The sequence below is a fragment of the Micromonospora tarapacensis genome (assembly GCF_019697375.1).
Classification (GTDB): domain Bacteria; phylum Actinomycetota; class Actinomycetes; order Mycobacteriales; family Micromonosporaceae; genus Micromonospora; species Micromonospora tarapacensis.
Genome location: NZ_JAHCDI010000004.1, coordinates 2,668,531 through 2,686,656, shown reverse-complemented (window position 1 = coordinate 2,686,656; position 18,126 = coordinate 2,668,531). Strand labels below are relative to the sequence as shown.

The following is an 18,126-nucleotide window of genomic DNA, read 5'->3' as shown; positions in this document are numbered from 1 at the left end:
CACGACTCGTTTGGGGAATTCTTTCCGTACAGGGCAGGAAGTGGTCACCTTCTTTCGGCGACGTTCCCCGGGAAAACGCCGGTACTGAAAGGACTTCTGGATGAAATCAGCCTCTGCGCCCCTGTCTGGCCCGAGCGTCGCCTCACGGGAGGCCGCCGCCTTCTACATCGACCTGCATGCCCATCCCGAGCTGTCTGGCGCGGAAGCGCGGACGGCAGCCAAGTTCGCCGAGCGGCTACGCCGTGACGGCTATCGAGTGTCCACCGAGGTCGGGGGCCACGGCGTGGTGGCCGTCCTGCGTAACGGCGTCGGCCCGACAGTCCTGCTCCGCGCCGAACTCGACGCGCTGCCGGTCAAGGAGGAGACCCGCCTGCCGTACGCGAGCGGGGAGGTGGCCGCCGGTCCCACCGGCCGGGAGGTGCCGGTGATGCATGCCTGCGGGCATGACCTGCACCTCGCCTGTCTTGCCGGGGCCGCCACCGTGCTGGCCGCCGATCGCGAGCAATGGAGTGGGACGCTCGCCATCGTCGGGCAACCCGCTGAGGAGACCCTGGAGGGGGCCCGCGCCATGCTGGCGGCGGGCCTGTACGACCTGACCGGACGACCCGATGTCGTCCTCGCTCAGCACAGCGCGCCCTTTCCGGCGGGGATGCTGGCGTTCGGCGCCGGCCCGGTGATGGCCGGCAGCGTCTCCCTGGAGATCACGATTCTCGGTCGGGGCGGTCACGCGGCGACGCCGCACCTCACCATCGACCCCGTGGTCATCGCCGCGGCCGTCGTGCTCCGACTGCAGACGGTCGTGTCCCGGGAGGTGGACCCGGCTGAGCCGGTCGTGCTCACCGTCGGCTCGCTGCGAGCCGGCGAGACGGGCAACGTCATTCCCGCCGAGGCCGTCATCGGGTTGACGATCCGCGCGTTCGCCACCGCCACCCTGGACCGGGTGGTCGCGGCGGTCACCCGGATTGTCAGGGCCGAGTGCGCGGCCTCCGGAGCGGACTCCGATCCCGAGATCCGTACGGTCTCCTCCTCGCCGGTGAACCTGCCGGATGCCACGGCGACCGCCGTGGTCCGCGCGGCGCACGAGGCCGCCTTTGGCGCCTCGCGGATCGCGTCCTGGCCACGAGCGATGGCGACCGAGGATTTCCCGCTCTTCGGCGACGAGGGCAGCGATGTGCACGGCCATTCGGGCATACCGACGGTCTACTGGCTGCTGGGCGTCACCAGCCCTCGCCAATGGTCGGCGGCCGCGACGGTCCCGGTGCCCGCCAACCACTCTCCCGCGTTCGCCCCGCACGTGGCGCTGGCCCTGCCGACCGGCATCTCGGCGATGACGCTCGCCGCGCTCGCCCACCTGCGGCGGTGACCGCGGATGGCGGCTCGGCCGACCGCCCGCTACCAGCGGCGATCCTTCGACGAGGCTGCCCTGCCATTCGTGGGAAAGCTGCCATGCAGCTTCTTACCGCCGGTTGTTCCTTGACCCTCCTATTGCCAACTCAACAAACTTGTTACAGCACCGCAGAGCGAAAGCGCTAATCCTGCAAGAGGGGAGCGCGGTCGAAATCATCCCGCAATGGTCATCGGTGTCGAGTGGGGGGAGAAACGGTGTGTATCTGTTGAGCAGGACGACGCAATGACGAGTCTCGCGAATGTTGAAACTGTGGGCGTAGCCCAATTTCGGCGCATGAGTTTTCAAATCCTAGGCACGCTGAACCTGACCAACGGGCGTGACGTCGCCGTGCTCCCGCCATCCAAGCCGACCACTCTGTTGGCGGCCCTGCTGCTTCGCCCCAACGCGGTGGTGTCGATCAACTCGTTGCTCGGCGCGATCTGGGGCGAGCAACAGCCGGCGTCGGCCAAGGCCGCGCTCCAGACCTGCGTCCTTCGCCTGCGGCGACTCTTCGCCAAGCACGGCATCGCCGGCAACGTGATCGAGTCAGTTCCGGGCGGCTACCGCATCGTCGCGGACGCCGAGACGCTCGACCTGCTGCGGTTTCGCCAATTGGTGGGCAGGGCCGAGAACGAGACGGATCCCGAGTCCGAGCTGCACCTCCTGACGGAGGGCCTGGGGCTGTGGCGCGGCGCGCTGCTGGCCAATGTGCCGTCCGACGCGCTGTGCCGGGACGAGGCGCCGCGGCTGACGGAGGAGTGGCTGCGGGCGTCCGAACGGGTGCACGACCTCAAGTTGGTGCTCGGCCGCTGCCGGGAGGTGCTGCCCGACCTGTGGCGAGCCGCCCGCTCGCATCCGGGGCACGAGCGCTTCGCGGAGCAGCTCATCGAGGCGCTGTACCGCACCGGCCGGCAGACCGAGGCGTTGGTCGAGTACCGCAACGTCAAGCGGTACCTCCTCGACGAGTTGGGCCTGGACCCAGGCCCGTCGCTGCAACGGCTGGAGGCCGCGATTCTGCGCGGTGACGAGTTGACGCCCGTCGGCGCGGCCAACGATGCCCCGATCACCACCGGTGGCGCGGCGAGGACGGAGGAGCCACCTCCGCCGATGGCGACCAGCGACTTCACTGGGCGGGCGGCGGATGTCGCACTGCTGACCGGGTGGCTCGGCGACGATCGGCCGGGCCCGCGCACGGTCGTGCTGACCGGCGCACCGGGCATCGGCAAGACCGCGCTGGCGCTACACGTCGCGGACCAACTCCGGGCCAGGTCCGTGGCAGGCCACGCCACGCTCCGAATGCGCCGGCCCGACGGTACGGCCCGGACGCCCGTGGAGCTGACCGCCGAGCTGGTGCGGCTCCAGGTTGCCGGGGCGGCCGACCCGGCCTTGCTCATCCTGGACGACGTGCTCGACGCCGAGCAGATCCGCGGGGTGTTGTCGCTCGACGGCGGACACTCGGTGCTCATCACCAGCCGGATGAGCCTCACCGGCCTGGTGGCGACGCACGGTGGCCGGGTGCACCGGCTCGACCCGTTCACCGACGACGAGGCTTTCGAACTCCTCTCGGTCCTACTCGGACCGGATCGGACCGCAGCCGAACCCGGCGCAGCGCACCAGCTGGCGGCGCTCTGCGGGAACTTCCCGCTAGCCCTGCGGATCATGGCGGCTCGATTGCAGGTTCGCCCGCGAACCCGGATCGCCGACTGTGTCACCTGGCTGCGGGGCGACCGCTTTGCCCGGATGTCCCTCATCGACGACCCGCGGATGTCGATCACCGGGACCTTCGGGGCCTGGCTCGACGAGCTCGATCCCCGGCTCAGCGACGCGCTCGTCCGGATCGCCCGATGTTCGTTCCCGGAATCTATGACCCTCGCCGACCTCGCCGGCGTCCTCGACCGGCCCGTTGCCGCCACCGGACAGATCCTCGACCTGCTGGCTGACGCCGGCGCCCTTGAGGGCGGCTCCGGCACCTACACCATGCACGAACTGGTCCGGGCCTTCGCCGTCGATGGCTACGGCGAACGGATCACAGCTCTCGCGGCGTGACTGCCGGTCCACCCCGTCCCGACGGCGTCTGCCGTCATCCACAAGAAACAGAGGTGCTTCCGCTATGGCCGCAGCGACCTTCGACGACATCGCCCAGACCCGGCCACGCATCCGCCGGGACGTTCTCTACACCCAGACGCCGGACGGCGTCCTCTTCCACAACTCCCTCGGCGGCTTCCAGTTGACCGGCCGGAGCGCGTACCGGCTGGCCACCCTGATCGTCCCGTACCTCACCGGCGACCACCAGATGGCGGACCTCGGCGCGGCGCTCGGCGCGGAGCAGCGGGCCATGGTCGCCAACCTGGTCGGGACGCTGTACGAGCGTGGCTTCGCCCGCGACGTGCCGCTGGCAACCCGGGCCACCGGCGTGGGACAGGTGGCGGTCGCCGGGCGGTTCGCGCCGCAGATCGCGTACGTGGATCACTACGCCGACGGCGCGGATGCCCGGTTCATGACGTTCCGCGATGCCCGGGTGGCGGTCTTGGGCGACGACCTGGTGGCACGATGGTGCGTCCTAAGTCTGGTGCGCAACGGGTCGGCGGGCATCGGCATCATGCCGAGCCTGGACCATCCCGACAACCGGCTCGCCGAGGTGCGGGCCGAGGTGCGGGCGCTCACCGACGAGGGCTGCCCGGTCGACATCGAGGTCGTCCCGGCAGCCGGCCCCCGCTACACCTGGGACGAACTCGCGGCGTACGACGTCGTCGTCGTGACCGGCGGGTCCGCCGGCGCCCGACAGACGCTGGACCTGCTGAGCGAGCGGGTGCCGGCCGGGCGTCACCTGCTCACCGCGTGGACGTTCGGCCGGCGTGCCGTGATCGGCCCGCACATGACGGCCGGCAGTACCGGCTGCTGGCTCTGCGCCGCACTGCGCCTCGCCGCCAACGGCGACCCGGCGGCCGCCGCCGACCTGTGGCAGGGCGTCTCCCTCGCCACGGCCCGCCGGGACGCCGCGATGGGCCGGCCGCTCGCCGCGATGATCGGGAACCTCCTCGGGTACGAGGTGTTCCGGACCCTGACCGGCGCCCTACCGGCGGAGACGGCCGGCAGCGTCATCATCCAGGACCTCGAGTCGCTCGACGTGGTCACCGAGCCGCTGCTGCCGCACCCGGCCTGTGGGTTCTGCTCCGGCGACGCGGTGCTCGACGAGCCGGTCACGACGGACCTCGCCATCGGGCAGACCCGGATCGTCGAGGCGCAGGTCGAGGCGTCGGAGCTGCTGGCCGAGTTGACCAACCGCGAGGTGCTGATCCACCCCCATGTCGGCGTCTTCGCCGAGTTCAGCGACGAGCAGTGGACCCAGACCCCGCTGAAGGTGAGCACCCTGCGATTCTCGCCCGGCCCGGGGCGCACCCGGGAGGTGGCGACGTTCGACCTGCACACCCTGGCCGGCGCCCGGCTCGCAGCCCTGCGCACGGCCGCGGTCAGCTACGTGGACCACGGTGTCCCCCTACCCGCCGAACAGGCCGCGCCGGACCGGACGGTGCCGGTCGCCGAGATCGTCACGTCCAGCGGCACGGCACCCGCAACCGGGCCGGTCGTGACGGCGACGTCGCTGCTCACGAAGGAGGAGATCGGAGTGCCGGCCGCCGCGGTCCGGCCGTTCGGCGAGCACAACGCCCACCGGCCGGTCATCGCCACCTCGGCGGGTGCCGGGGCGGGGACATCCCCAGCCGAAGCCGCCGCGCGGGGCTTGCTGTCGGCCGTCGCGTACACCCGGATCATCGACGCACTCCGTGGCCACGCCGAGGTGGCCCCGGCGCAGCTCTCCGACATCGACAACCCGGAGATCGTCTTCCTGCGCCGGTCCGCGGCGAACGCCGGGGTGGATGTCACCGTGCTGAACCTGCGCGGCGGACGGTTCGGCACCTCGCCCGTGGCAATCGCCCACGCCACCGACCCGCGGACCGGGGGCGTCCTGTGGGCGGCCGGGAGTGAGCTGACCTGGAACGCCGCCGTGATGACCGCCGTGCGAGACCTGCTCGGCCGGGTGCAGCTGGGCCGGGAACGCGACGCCGACGTCGACCCGGGAGACGACCTGGTCGCCGATTTCGACCCGGCCGTGCTCGCGGTGACCGGCGCCCCGGCCGACGTACCGGACGTCACGTGGGACGACCTGCTCGACGGGGTCCGCAACGCGGGCGGCGACGTGCTGCTGATCCGCACCACCCCGCCGGACCTGCTCGCCGGTGGCCTCCACACGGCCCGGATCGTGTTGACGGGCGGTTCGGTCCATGCGGCCTGACCTCGTCGCCTCCCCGGAGCACTGGGCGCTCGACTGCGCCGAGCTCGAAAAGTGGCTGCGCAGGCGACTCGGCGGGGACCTGACGGTCTCGGTCGCGCCGCTCGGCGTACGCGATGAACTGGCCGTGTCGAACGGCCCGGAAGCGGCGTCGGTGACCGTGCACCTGTACGGCCAGTACGCCCTCGTCGGGCCGTTCGAGGGCAACGCCGAACACCCGGCGTGCCCCCGGTGCCTGGCCCGGCGGTGGCAGGCGGTTCGGCAGCGCTCCCTGCGTGACGCCCTGGAGTTGGGCGGCCCGACCCGGCAGGCCGGGCCGTCACCATTCCGGTTGGCCTTCAACGGCGACGCCATCGCGGCGCTCGTCGACGCGCATCTCGATCGTGCGGCCGGCCCGACGACGGCCCGGGACGCGTACGCCGCGGTGTACGTGGTCGACCTCACCGTGCTGGCGGTACGCCGCTACCCGGTGGTGCCGGACGCCGAGTGCCCGTCCTGCGGCCGCAGCGTGCCGGACACCCCGGAGGCCGCTCGCCCGACCATCGGGAGCACCCGTAAGTCAGCGCCCGACTCGTTTCGGCTGCGGTCGGTCGACGACTACCCGTTCACGGTGGAGGCGTTCGCGAACCCGCTGTGCGGGCCGGTCGGTCCCCTGGTCGCCTACGACCCGGTGTCGCCCTCCACCTCGGCGGTCAGCGGCGGATTCCTGCTGCGTTCGGGCAGCTACCTGCGGGAGACCTACTGGGGTGGGCACGCCGAGAGCTATGCCCGCAGCGCCCGGATCGGCGTCCTGGAAGGGCTCGAACGGATCGCCGGCATGCGCGCCAAGGCCAAACGGACCGTGGTGTCGGCGTCGTACGACGAACTCGGCGACGCGGCGGTCGACCCGCGGGTCTGCGGTCTCTACTCGGACGCGTTCTACGCGGCGAACCCACGGGTGACACCGTTCGCGCCGGATCGGCCGATCCCGTGGGTCTGGGGTCACTCGCTGCGCGACGACCGGCCGGTGCTGGTGCCGGAGATCCTGGCCTACTACCACGCGCCGGGGCTGGAGAACCGGTTCGTGCAGGAGAGTTCGAACGGCTGTGCGTCGGGCGGCAGCGCCGAGGAGGCGATCTACCACGGCCTGATGGAGGTCGTCGAGCGCGACGCGTTCCTGCTCTCCTGGTACGGCCGGAAGACCCTGCCGGAGATCGACCCACGGACGAGTGCCCGCACCGAGACCCGGTGGATGGTCGACCGACTGGAGATGTGCGGATACCGGGCCCGGTTCTTCGACGCCCGGATCACCTTCGGCATCCCGGTCGTCGTCGGGGTGGCGACCCGCATCGGCGGCGGCCTGGGCGCCATCTGCTTCGGGGCCGGCGCGAGCCTCGACCCGGAGACGGCGATGGCGGCGGCCCTCTGCGAGATCGCCACCGATTCGGTCAACCTGCGCAGCCGCACCGAGCGGGAGGAGGCGCGCTATCGGACGATGGTCGCCGACTTCGCCAACGTCCAGGCGCTGCACGACCACCCGCTCGTGTACGGCCTGCCCGAGATGGCCGAGCACGCGGCGTTCTTCGTGGCCCCTCGGGAGTCCCGGGCCGTGTCCGAGGTCTACCCGGCCGCCGACCGCGCCGAATTGCTCTCCGACGACCTCGCCGTGGACCTGCGGCGCTGCGTGGCCGACGTCGCCGCGCAGGGTTTCGACGTGGTGGTGGTCGACCAGACGCTGCCCGAGCAGCGGGACCTGGGCCTGCACACGGTGAGCGTCCTGGCGCCCGGGCTCCTGCCGATCGACTTCGGCTGGGACCGGCAGCGCGCGCCGCACCTGCCGCGTATGCGCGCCGCACCTGCCGCCGCCGGCCTGCGGGATCACGACCTCGAGGTCGCGGACCTGCACCTCGTCCCGCATCCGTTCCCGTGAGTGCGCGAGCCACCACGCGACAGACAAGGACCGACATGGGTTACGCATATGAGTACGCGACCGCCATCATGCACCGCGGCCGTGTCCTGATGGAGCCGAAGGAATTCGTCCCAAACTGGCCCGACCAGCCGCGCAAGGGGAAGTACTTCCCCGGCGTCGAGACCTTCCCCCTGCACGACGGGAGCCCACCCGGGGACGCCACCGTCCAGGACGGGCTCGACGGCGCGCAGCGGGACGCGGCACGCCCCTTCGACCTGCCGTTCCTCGGCGCGATGCTGCACGATTCGTACGGGTTGGTCGGCCGTCGCCTCGGCGTCCAGGCCAACACCGACCTGCGTGCGTTGCCGACGTACACCACGGCGAACTGGAACCGTGGCACCGCGTCGGGCGGTGGCCTCTACCCGGTGAGCGTCTACTGGGTCTGCGGGCCGAGTGGCCCGATGCCGCCGGGCGTCTACCACTATTCAACGAAGCACCATGCGATGCAGCGCCTGCTCACCGGCGACGTGACACCTGTCGTCCGCGAGGCGCTCGGCGCCCGCGCGGGCCAGGACGACGACCAGTTCCTCCTACTCGGCGTCAAGTACTGGCAGAACGCCTTCAAGTACAACAGCTTCTCGTTCCACGCGGTCACCATGGACATCGGCACGATCGTGCAGACCTGGCGGCTGTGGGCCGGTGCCCGGGGTCGCGTGGTGGAGCCGGAGCTCTGGTTCGACGAGCCGCGGATCGCCGAGCTGCTGGGCGTGGCGAACGAGGAAGAGGGCATCTTCGCCGTCGTACCGCTGGCCTGGGACTCGGCGCGACGGCCCGGCAGCGCGCCGGCGCGGGTGTCGGTGCGCCACCGCGACCAGGAGCGGTCCCGGACCGTCCTGACCTTCGACACGATGACCAAGATTCACGCCGGGACGGTGCAGGGTGCGACCGTGGCACCCGCACCCGGGCAACTGGTGGCCGCGGCGGCCCATCCGCCGCAGCCGGGCCGCGCGCGGGTCGAGCTGCCGCCCCCACTCGCGCTCGATGTTCCGGTGCGCACCGCGCTGCGCCGTCGGCGCAGCAGCTTCGGCCGCTTCGACGCGAAGGTGCCACTGACCGCCGCGCAGCTCGGCACCGGGCTGGCCGCGAGCGCTTGCACGCCGTTCACCGATGCGTCGAGCGGGGCCGGAGCAGCCCGACTGGCGAAGCTCTACGCCTTCGTCAACCACGTCGACGGCGTGCCCCCGGGGGCGTACGAGTACGACCCGGACGGACACGCCCTGTACCTGGTCAAGGCGGGCCGGCCCGGGCCGTTCCTGCAGCGCAACTACTTCCTGTCCAACTACAACCTGGAGCAGGCCGGCGTGGTGATCGTGCCGACCGTGCGTACGACAGCGGTGCTCGATGCCGTCGGGGATCGCGGCTACCGCCTGGTCAACGCCACGATCGGCGCCGTCGCACAGAACTTCTACACCGCGGCGTCGGCACTGGACGTCGGCGGCGGCGTGGCCCTCGGCTTCGACAACATCTCCTTCATCGAGGAGCTCGACCTCGGCGCTACCGGCGAGGCGCCCCTGCTGATCATGCTGCTCGGCCACGAACGGGCCCGTCCTGCGGACTTTCGCTATGACATCGCCTGATCAATCGAGTCGAACGGAGTCCGTGATGACCCTGACCACCGAACCCGACCTCCAACCGGCAGTTTTCGCCGGCAGACCGACGGAGACCAGCTGGACCCTGCAAAGCCGCCTGATGGCCCGGGTCGCGGGTCTCCCCCTGGCCACCGTCGGCACCCTCCGCTGCCCGGACAGCTGCCGCTGGGCCGAGGAGATGCTGCAGGAGGAGGAGTCGCTGGCCGAGTCGGCGAGCCACCTCAGCGACCTGCTCCACGGCATGGTCAACGACAACGACGACGACCTGGTCCGCCGGCAGCTGCTGCGGCTGCGCCGACAGGTGTTCAACAACCGGCTGCCCCAGGACGCGGCTGCCGCCGTCACCCTGCTGGCCGGGCTGAACCCCGCCACCGCCGAGCAACTCACCAGTTGGCTGGCGGCTCGGCGCAGGTTCGACGACCTGCGCGCCGAAGGTGGGCGAGTCGTCGGCACGGAGGTGTCTGACACGACCGGACGGCTGCGCCAACTGGCCGCCGAGGACCGGCTGCGCCGAGGTGTGCTGCTCGCCTCGCCGTCGCTGGATTCGCAGCTCGACGCGTTCATCGACGGCCGCGCCGACCGACCCGGCAAGAAGGAGCGGCGGATCACCCGCTCGGTGCTGTCCTACCTGTACCGGACCGCGTGCAAGCCGAGCCCGTTCAGCACGTTCACCGCGGTCGGGGTGGGTCAGCTCGCCGAGGCCGCCGACGCCGGGCACCGGGTGGCCGTGGCCGACGACTGGTCCAGCCATCCCCGGCTGAACGTGGTCGTGCTGGGTCGGCTCGCCGAACTCGTCCTGGCCGACCCGCAGCGTCGCGCCGACCTGCCGGTCCAGGCGGCCACCGGATGGCGCAACGACGAAGACCGCGTGCGGTTCGTCCGCCGCTGGGTCACTACGGGCGACGACAACGCCGCGGTGACCTTCGACGCGGCCTCCGACCGGCTCTACTTCCTGCAGCGTACGGGCGTTCTCGAACGCATGCTGCGGATGATGGAGAGCACCCCGGGCCTGTCGTTCGGGCAGCTCACCGAGTGGCTCGGGGCCACCGAGCGGGCGAGCGCCGACGAGTGCGACAGGTACCTCGCCGCGCTCCTGCAACTCGGCATGCTGCAGTTCCCGTTGCTGCTGACGGACGTACACAGCCGTGACCCGCTGCGCGATTTCCAGGAGGCCCTGCGGGCGATCGAACGCCCCTGGGCGGACGAGCTGGCCGACGGGCTGACCGAGCCGATCTCGTACGTCGACAGGTACGCGCTCGCGGGTCACGCCGAGCGGCGGGAGCTGCTCGGGCGGCTGCGCGCCAGTCTGCACGAGCTGCAGACCAGCCTCGGTGACGAGGCCGCGACGCTGCCCCGGACACTGCTGTTCGAGGACGTCCGAGCCGGCGTCGACGACCTCGTGCTCGACCGGCAGGCGTGGTCCGGGCTGCTCGCGGACTCGCTGCGGTCGGTGGAACGGATCCTGCCGGCCTTCGACGTGACCCTGCCCCAGCGCATCACGTTCAACGGGTACTTCCTGGCCCGGTACGGCCGCGGCGGGCGCTGCGATGACCTGTTGAAGTTGGTGCACGACTTCCACGAGGACTTCTTCGACCAGTACCTGTCGTTCAACGGGCGCCCGAAGTCGTTCGTGGACGGCGAGTACGTCCCGGAGGTGAACTGGCTGCGGTTGCCCAGCATCACGGCCCTCGACGACGCCCGCCGCGAGCTGGTCGTCCGGATGCGCGCGGTCTGGGCCGGGGCCGCGGACGCGGGGAGGTGCGGCTCGACGAGGCGACGATCGACGCCGTCGCCGCGCACCTGACCCCGGTGACCACCCGGTTCGCCCCGCAGAGCCACTTCGTCCAGCTCGCGGACCGGCCCGATGACCCGGTCGCGGTCCTGAACCAGTCGTACGGCGGGTTGTCCTTCCCGTTCAGCCGTTTCACGCACTGCTTCGACGCCCCGCCGGACGAGCTGGAGCCGGACGGGCTGGCGCAACAGCTGCTGCGGCAGGCGGGGGAGATCGAACCGGACGGCGCGGTCCTCGCGGAGATCACCGGTGGCGCGGTGGTCACCAACCTCAACCTGCACGGTCGGCTGACCCGCTACCAGATCGTCTGCCCGGGCGAGACCAGCTCCGTGCCGGCCGAGGACCAACTCCACCTCGACGATCTCTACCTGGAGCACGACGTGGCCGAGGAACGCCTGGTGCTGCGGTCACACCGGCTGGGCCGTGAGGTCATCCCGGTCTACCTCGGCTACCTGGTGCCGCTGGCGCTTCCGGAGATCCCCCGGACCCTGCTGCTGCTGTCGCCGACGGCGCTGGCCCCGGTGAACCTGTGGGGCGGAGTGCCCGAGGCGGAGCCGCGCGACGGGGTGCGGCACCGGCCACGGGTGCGCCATCGCAACCTGGTGTTGAGCCGTCGGGCCTGGACCGTCGCCGGCCAGGACCTGCCTCGGCTGTCGCCGCAGGTCGCCGACGAGGACTGGTTCCTGGCCTGGCAGCGCTGGCGGCGGACGCACGGCCTGCCGGACCGCACGTTCGCCACGGTCACCGAGACCGCCGGGGACGGCCGATCGCGCAGCGGCAAGCCGCAGTACGTGGACTTCACCAGTTACCTCTCCCTGTACGCCCTCGACGGACTGCTGCAGAGCCCGGGAGCGCGGGTGGTGTTCCGGGAGATGCTGCCCGACGAGGACGCGCTGCACGTGCGGTCCAGCCGCGGCGAACACGTCGCCGAGCTGGCCGTCGAGACCCTCCGTTCCCCTTCGATCCTTCCCCCCGCGACGCGACAGGACGGGCAGCCATGACGCAGACCCTCATCGACCCCGTGACGGACGTGGCAGCCGGCGAGTGGCAGGCCATCCACATCTACTACGCGGCCAACCCGCAGCCGCTGCTCGTGCAGTGCGTGCGTCCGCTGATCGGCGGGCTCCAGGCCGACGGGCTGATCGCCGGCCACTTCTTCATCAACTACTGGCTGGAGGGTCCGCACGTACGGCTGCGGCTCAAGCCGGTGACCGTGGCCGCCACCGCCGAGGTGAAGCGGCGAGCGGAGGCGGCCATTACCGAGTACCTGCGGGTCCGGCCGGCGCTGTACCAGGTCGACGCCGGGTTCCTGGAGGACTTCTACAACTCCCTGTTCGACATGGAGTTCTCCGCCGACGAGAAATCCAGCTACCTGCGTGGCGACGGCCGGATGAACCTGCGCGAGAACAACACCTACAGCTACGAGGCGTACGAGCCGGAGTACGGCAAGTACGGCGGCGCAGCCGGGATCGAACTCGCCGAGTGGCACTTCGCGCACTCGAGCGAGATGGTCGTCGACGCCATCCGCACGAAGAATCTGCACCTGCGCACCGTGCTGCTCGGCACGTCGGCGCAGCTGATGATGGTGATGTCGGCGTGCTTCCTGCCGGACACCGACGACCTCGTCGACTATCTGAACCGTTACCACAAGTTCTGGCGCAGCGCGTTCCCGGACACCAACTACGCGGGCGACGACGAATACCAGCAGCAGTACGCCGCGACGGGCGCCGAGATCGGCCGGCGTTTCGCCGAGATCCGGCATTCGCTGCGGACCACCGGGGGCCAAGACCTACCCGGGCTGCTGCGCGGCTGGGCCGAACACTGCCTTGAGCTGCGCCGTCGGGCCGCCGAGCTGACCGAGCGCGGGCAGCTCGTGTTCCGTTCCTGGGACGACACCCGCGACGAGATCCCCACCGACCCGCAGACCTCGCTGCCGCTGCTGCTGTCGCCGTACATGCACATGACCAACAACCGGCTGCACGTCACGATCACCGACGAGGCGTACCTGTCGTACATGCTGGGCCGGGCGCTGCGCGAGCATGGCGAGCGGGCATGACCACCGCCGTCGCCGCCGGGCCGGCGGTGCGCGCCGACATCCAGATCAGCGGGCGGTACCTGCGTGACGCTACGTCGGTGCACCTGGTGCGGGATCCGGCTGCGGACAAGACGTTCGAGATCGGGGTGAAGGAGCACTTCGTCCTCGTTCGGCTCGACGGGGTGACGTCGCGTGAGGAGATCGCTGAGGCGTACGGCCGCACCTTCGGTCGTTCGCTCGGGTCGGCCGCCTGGCAGCAGCTGCTCGGGCTGCTGGCCGCCCGGGGCCTCATCGAGGGTGCCCGGCGCCGGCGGTCGATCCGCCGCCGGCGGCCCGGCGCAAACTCCTCGGCGGCTCGCTGCGGCTGGTCAGTGACGCCACGGCCACCACGGCCAGCCTGCACCGCTTCTTCGGGTTCACATTCCGGGGCGGATTCCTCGTCCCCGCGTGCGCGGCGATTCTGCTGATGCTGGCCGCTGTGATGTGGCACGGGCCGGCTCTGGTCGCCGACACCGCCCGGGTGCTCGACGACCCGTTCGCGCTGATGGCGGTCGCCACCGCGCTGTGGGTCACCATGGGCCTGCACGAGCTTGGGCACGGCGTGGTGGCGCACCACTTCGGCGGCACGGTTGGCGAGATCGGGATCCGCTGGCAGCTGCCCATGGTCGTCATGTACTGCCGAGTCGACGACTACCTGTTCCTGCGAACCCGCCGGCAGCAGGTGACGACCGCGTCGGCCGGCATTCTGGTGAACCTGCTGTTGCTGCTGCCGGTGCTGCCGGCCTGGCTGTTGCTGCCGGCGGGCGAACCGGCCCGGGCGCTGCTCGGCGCGTTCCTGCTGCTGGGGCTCGCCCAGGCCGCGCTGTTCCTGCTGCCGCTGCCACCGATGGACGGTTACAAGATGCTCGCCCACTCGCTGGGCATGCTGCGTTACGCCAGTGGCAGCCGGCGCTTCGCCGGCCGGGCGCTGGCCGGCATGGTCGGCCGCGGCCCGGGCCTGGCGGGATACCCCCGGGCCGCCCGGATCGCCTATTGCGCGTACGCCCTGGGCGGGACGGCTCTGGTCGTGAGCATCGTGACGATCGTCGCGTTGGTCGCGCAACGTGTTGCCACCGCCCACTTCGGGCCGGTCGCCGGGGCCATCTCGGCCGGACTGGCCGTACTGATCGGGATGGTCTTCGTGGTGCCTCGCACGTCGTTCACGGGGACCCGCAAGCCGGCCGACGGCCGCAGAGGAGAGGTCCAGAAATGACCACGACGCACGCCTTCGAATCGTCGACACTGAGCAGTGAGGAATCCATCGTGGAGGCAGGCACGGAGTCGGCCGTCGTGTTGGACAGCGTCCGGAAGCGCTACGGCGACGTGCAGGCCGTCGACGGCATCTCGCTGACCATCCGACGGGGAGAGTTCTTCGGCATCCTCGGCCCCAACGGCGCCGGCAAGACGACCCTGATCGAGATCATGGAGGGCCTGCGCCAGGCGGACGCCGGCACCATCGAGGTGCTCGGGATGCCCCCGTGGCCCCGCAACGTGGCACTGCTGCCCCGCCTCGGGTTGCAGACGCAGAAGAGCGCGTTCTTCGCCCGGCTGACGGCCCGCGAGCACCTTGCGACGGTGGCAGCCCTGTACGGACTGCCGGCCACGGCGGCCGGCCCCGCCCTGAAGCTGGTCGGGCTGAGGGGGGAGGCGGACAAGCGGGTCGGGGATCTCTCCGGCGGTCAGCGGCAGCGGCTCGCCATCGCCGGCGCCCTCATCCACGAGCCGGAGCTGGTCTTCCTCGACGAGCCCACCGCGGCGCTCGACACGCAGGCTCGCCGCGACCTGTGGCAGGTGCTGCGCGAGCTGAAGGCGCAGGGCCGCACGATCGTCTACACCACCCACCACCTCGACGAGGCCGAGGCGCTCTGCGATCGCGTCGCCATCGTCGTCTCCGGCGCCGTCATCGCGCTCGACACCCCGCACCGGCTCGTCGGCGCGGCGCACGTACCCACCCGCGTCATGGTGCCGGTCGGCCAGCTCTCCACCGACCAGGCCGGGGCTCTTCCCGGCGTCATCCGGGTCACCGTCGAGGGGGGCTCCGTGGTGCTGGAGACCAGCACGGCCGGCGCCACCCTGGCGGCCGTCGGCGACCTCATCGGCCTCGACGAGGTGCAGACCCGCACCGCCACCCTCGAGGACGTCTACCTGGAACTCACCGGATCGGAGACGCGCTCATGATCGCATTCGCCGCGCTGGGCACGGCCAACTACAAGGCATCCGTACGCGACAAGACCACAGTGTTCTTCACCTTCGCCTTCCCGCTGCTCTTCCTGGTGGTCTTCGGCCTGATCTTCGCGGGGCAGGAGGTGGAGGGCTCCGGGCGTAACTACATCGACTACATCGCACCCGGCGTGCTCTCCTGGGGCGTCGGCAACGCCGCCCTCTTCGGCATCGCGTTCACGCTCATGCAGTGGCGCAACGACGACATCCTGCGCCTGATCCGGATGACGCCCACACCGCTGACCACGGTGCTCGCCTCGCGATACACCGGCGCGCTGGTGATCGGCCTGGTGCAGGCCGTGCTGTTCGTCGGCGTGGCCCTGCTGCCGGTGTTCGGCCTCAGCCTCGCCGGCAGTTGGCCGCTCGCCCTGCCCGTGCTGTTGCTCGGTGTCACGGCGTTCCTGTCCATGGGCGTCGTCGTCGGATCCCGCGCCAACACCCCCGAGGCCGTCGCCGCCATCGCCAACTCGATCATGGTGCCGATGGCGTTCCTGTCGGGCTCGTTCCTGCCGATCGATCTCATGCCCACGTGGCTGCAGAACATCTCCCGAGCCCTGCCGCTGCGCTACATGAACGACGGCATCTCGACCGCCCTCACCGGCAGCGGCGACCTCGCGACCATCGGCCTGAGCAGCGCGGCCCTGGCCGGGTTCACCGTCGTCTTCGGCTGCCTCGCGGTGAGGACCTTTCGCTGGAGCAACAACTCGTGAGCACGACGACGCGAGCCGACACTCGCCCCATCCCGTTGGAGTTCGCCCGGCTGACCCTGCAGCAAGCGCTCACCGACCGGTTCCGGCGTGACGTCGGGGACGCCTCAAACGGCCCCGGCCCGGCGGTGCAGACCGTCGGCGCGATCGACGTGTTCGGTGCGCCCGCCACCCGCCTCGCACCCGTACGCGGCGTCGCGGACGTGCATCTCAGCGCCCAGGCCGTACTCATCGGCCCGTGGGGTGGCGTCTCCGACGCCCAGGCCTGCGGCCAGTGCCTTGCGATGCGGTGGCAGCGATTGCGGACCAGATCGGAACGAGAGGCCCTCGAACACGGCCGGACCGTCATCCCGGCCGGCACCTGGCCGGTCGTCCCGGACTACGTCGTGGACGCCGTCTGGTCGGTGTACCAGGCGGCCGTCCTCGGCCGATCCGGGGCCGTCGGCCGGCGGGCCGCCGGCGGCTGGCACGCCACTGCCGACCTCAGCTTGCCACAGGTCACCCGGATCGACCTCCAGACGCTGCACGTGCTGACCTTCCCGCTGCTCACCGATCCGCTCTGCCCCAACTGCGCGCCGCTGGAAGAGGCCACCCCGCAACTTGCCACCCTCGACCTGGTGTCCCGCCCCAAGCCGGACCCGGAGAGCTACCGGCTCACCTCGACAACGTCATACCCGCTGGCCACCGGGGCGATGGCCAACCCGGTCTGCGGCAGCCTGGGCGCCGGAACCTGGCTCGACGTCACCTCGCCCACCACCTCCCCGGTCACCGGCAGCGTCTTCATCCGCGGGTACGCCGGGCTCGTCAACTTCAGCTGGAGTGGGCAGGCCAGCTCCTTCCGCACCAGCAAGGACCTCGCGTATCTGGAGGGGCTCGAACGGTACGCCGGCACCCACCAGCGACGCCGGGCCGACCCGATCGTCGCCGCGTACACCGACCTCGGGGACACCGCGCTCGACCCGCGTAGCTGCGGGGAGTACTCGGCGCAGACGTACCGGACCGACCCGATGGTCGAACCGTTCGCCCCGGACCGACCGATCCCGTGGGTGTGGGGTTACTCCCTGCGTGACAACCGGCCCGTGCTCGTGCCAGCCCGCCTCACGTACTACGCCTCCGGGCAGGCCGCCGACAACTTCGTCTACGAATCCTCCAACGGCTGCGCGATCGGCAGCTGCCTGGAGGAGGCGATCCTCTTCGGTCTGCTCGAACTCATCGAACGCGACGCTTTCCTGCTCGGCTGGTACGGCAACCTGGCGCTCACCGAGATCGACCTCGACTCGTGCCGCAGCCCCGCCGTCCGCGCCATGGTGGACCGAGCGGCCTTCCGCGGGTACGACGTGCACGCCTTCGACAGCCGCGTCGACCTGGCCGTACCCGTCGTCACCGGCCTCGCGGTCCGCCGCGACGGCGGCGCGGGCGCCCTCTCCTTCGCCGCCGGCGCCAGCCTCAACCCGGAGACGGCCGTCGAGGGTGCGCTATCGGAGGTGCTCACCTACATTCCCCACCTGTCCCGGCAGGTCAACGAGCGCTGGGGCGAGCTCGACGCCATGGCGGACGACTACACCCTCTGCGCCAACCTGGGCGACCACCCCCAACTGTTCGGCCTGCCACGGATGACCGAACACGCTTGCAACTACCTCGAACCGGCCGGCCACTGCGCGATCCAGGACATCCGTCCCCCCGGCGACCCGGACTCCCGAGACCTCCTGCTCGACCTCCGTGCCTGCCAGCACGAGCTGGAACGGGCCGGATACGACGTGATCGTGGTCGACCAGACCACCCCGGAACAGCGCCGGATGGGCCTGCACACGGTGTCGACGATCGTCCCCGGCCTGCTGCCGATCGACTTCGGCTGGACCAGGCAACGGGCCCTGCAGATGCCTCGGCTGCGCACCGCGCCGCGGCGGGCCGGCCTGCGCACAAGCGACTTGGCCGACCAGGACATTCGGACCGTCCCGCACCCGTTCCCCTGAGCTGCCGTACGACGTGTGGCGCCCCGCTGGTCCCCTTCCGGCGGGGCGCCACGCTGTGTCGTGTCACCGGTCTTGTTACCGCTGTGTCTGACAAACCGAACGGCCCGCTTGGACGTCTTCGTCCAAGCGGGCCGTTCGGGAGGAAACT

General features: G+C 71.0%; 13 protein-coding genes. All 13 read left to right on the top strand.

What is annotated here, in order from left to right; genetic code table 11:
• Nucleotides 1-100: 100 nt before the first annotated feature.
• Entirely contained in the window at nt 101-1,363 is a 1,263-nt protein-coding gene (locus KIF24_RS18130) for an amidohydrolase (protein WP_221085071.1), read from the top strand.
• A gap of 318 nt (nt 1,364-1,681) precedes the next feature.
• Complete coding sequence (locus KIF24_RS18125; RefSeq protein WP_221085070.1) at nt 1,682-3,433, top strand: AfsR/SARP family transcriptional regulator; 1,752 nt, start codon at nt 1,682-1,684, stop codon at nt 3,431-3,433.
• A gap of 64 nt (nt 3,434-3,497) precedes the next feature.
• A complete protein-coding gene (locus KIF24_RS18120) occupies nt 3,498-5,678 on the top strand; it encodes a TOMM precursor leader peptide-binding protein (RefSeq protein WP_221085069.1) in 2,181 nt (726 codons plus the stop codon).
• On the top strand, nt 5,668-7,584 hold the full coding sequence (locus KIF24_RS18115) for a TOMM precursor leader peptide-binding protein (RefSeq protein WP_221085068.1): 1,917 nt from the start codon (nt 5,668-5,670) through the stop codon (nt 7,582-7,584). The genes KIF24_RS18120 and KIF24_RS18115 overlap by 11 nt, the downstream gene beginning before the upstream one ends.
• A 35-nt stretch (nt 7,585-7,619) precedes the next feature.
• Nucleotides 7,620-9,200: a SagB family peptide dehydrogenase gene (locus KIF24_RS18110; RefSeq protein ID WP_221085067.1), complete on the top strand. Its 1,581-nt coding sequence runs from the start codon at nt 7,620-7,622 to the stop codon at nt 9,198-9,200.
• 25 nt (nt 9,201-9,225) lie between these two features.
• Complete coding sequence (locus tag KIF24_RS18105; RefSeq protein ID WP_221085066.1) at nt 9,226-11,016, top strand: lantibiotic dehydratase; 1,791 nt, start codon at nt 9,226-9,228, stop codon at nt 11,014-11,016.
• The gene (locus tag KIF24_RS18100; protein ID WP_221085065.1) at nt 10,971-12,005 is read left to right on the top strand and encodes a lantibiotic dehydratase; all 1,035 of its coding nucleotides are present in this window, start codon (nt 10,971-10,973) and stop codon (nt 12,003-12,005) included. Before KIF24_RS18105 ends, KIF24_RS18100 begins: the two co-directional genes overlap by 46 nt.
• Nucleotides 12,002-13,060 (top strand): thiopeptide-type bacteriocin biosynthesis protein, encoded by a 1,059-nt coding sequence (locus KIF24_RS18095; protein WP_221085064.1) that lies wholly within the window; start codon nt 12,002-12,004, stop codon nt 13,058-13,060. Before KIF24_RS18100 ends, KIF24_RS18095 begins: the two co-directional genes overlap by 4 nt.
• Nucleotides 13,057-13,506, top strand: a complete 450-nt coding sequence (locus KIF24_RS18090; protein WP_221085063.1) for a hypothetical protein — start codon at nt 13,057-13,059, stop codon at nt 13,504-13,506. The genes KIF24_RS18095 and KIF24_RS18090 overlap by 4 nt, the downstream gene beginning before the upstream one ends.
• On the top strand, nt 13,506-14,291 hold the full coding sequence (locus KIF24_RS18085; protein WP_221085062.1) for a hypothetical protein: 786 nt from the start codon (nt 13,506-13,508) through the stop codon (nt 14,289-14,291). Before KIF24_RS18090 ends, KIF24_RS18085 begins: the two co-directional genes overlap by 1 nt.
• Entirely contained in the window at nt 14,288-15,256 is a 969-nt protein-coding gene (locus KIF24_RS18080) for an ABC transporter ATP-binding protein (protein WP_221085061.1), read from the top strand. The genes KIF24_RS18085 and KIF24_RS18080 overlap by 4 nt, the downstream gene beginning before the upstream one ends.
• Nucleotides 15,253-16,008 (top strand): ABC transporter permease, encoded by a 756-nt coding sequence (locus tag KIF24_RS18075; protein ID WP_221085060.1) that lies wholly within the window; start codon nt 15,253-15,255, stop codon nt 16,006-16,008. Before KIF24_RS18080 ends, KIF24_RS18075 begins: the two co-directional genes overlap by 4 nt.
• The gene (locus KIF24_RS18070; RefSeq protein WP_221085059.1) at nt 16,005-17,978 is read left to right on the top strand and encodes a TOMM precursor leader peptide-binding protein; all 1,974 of its coding nucleotides are present in this window, start codon (nt 16,005-16,007) and stop codon (nt 17,976-17,978) included. Before KIF24_RS18075 ends, KIF24_RS18070 begins: the two co-directional genes overlap by 4 nt.
• Nucleotides 17,979-18,126 lie beyond the last annotated feature (148 nt).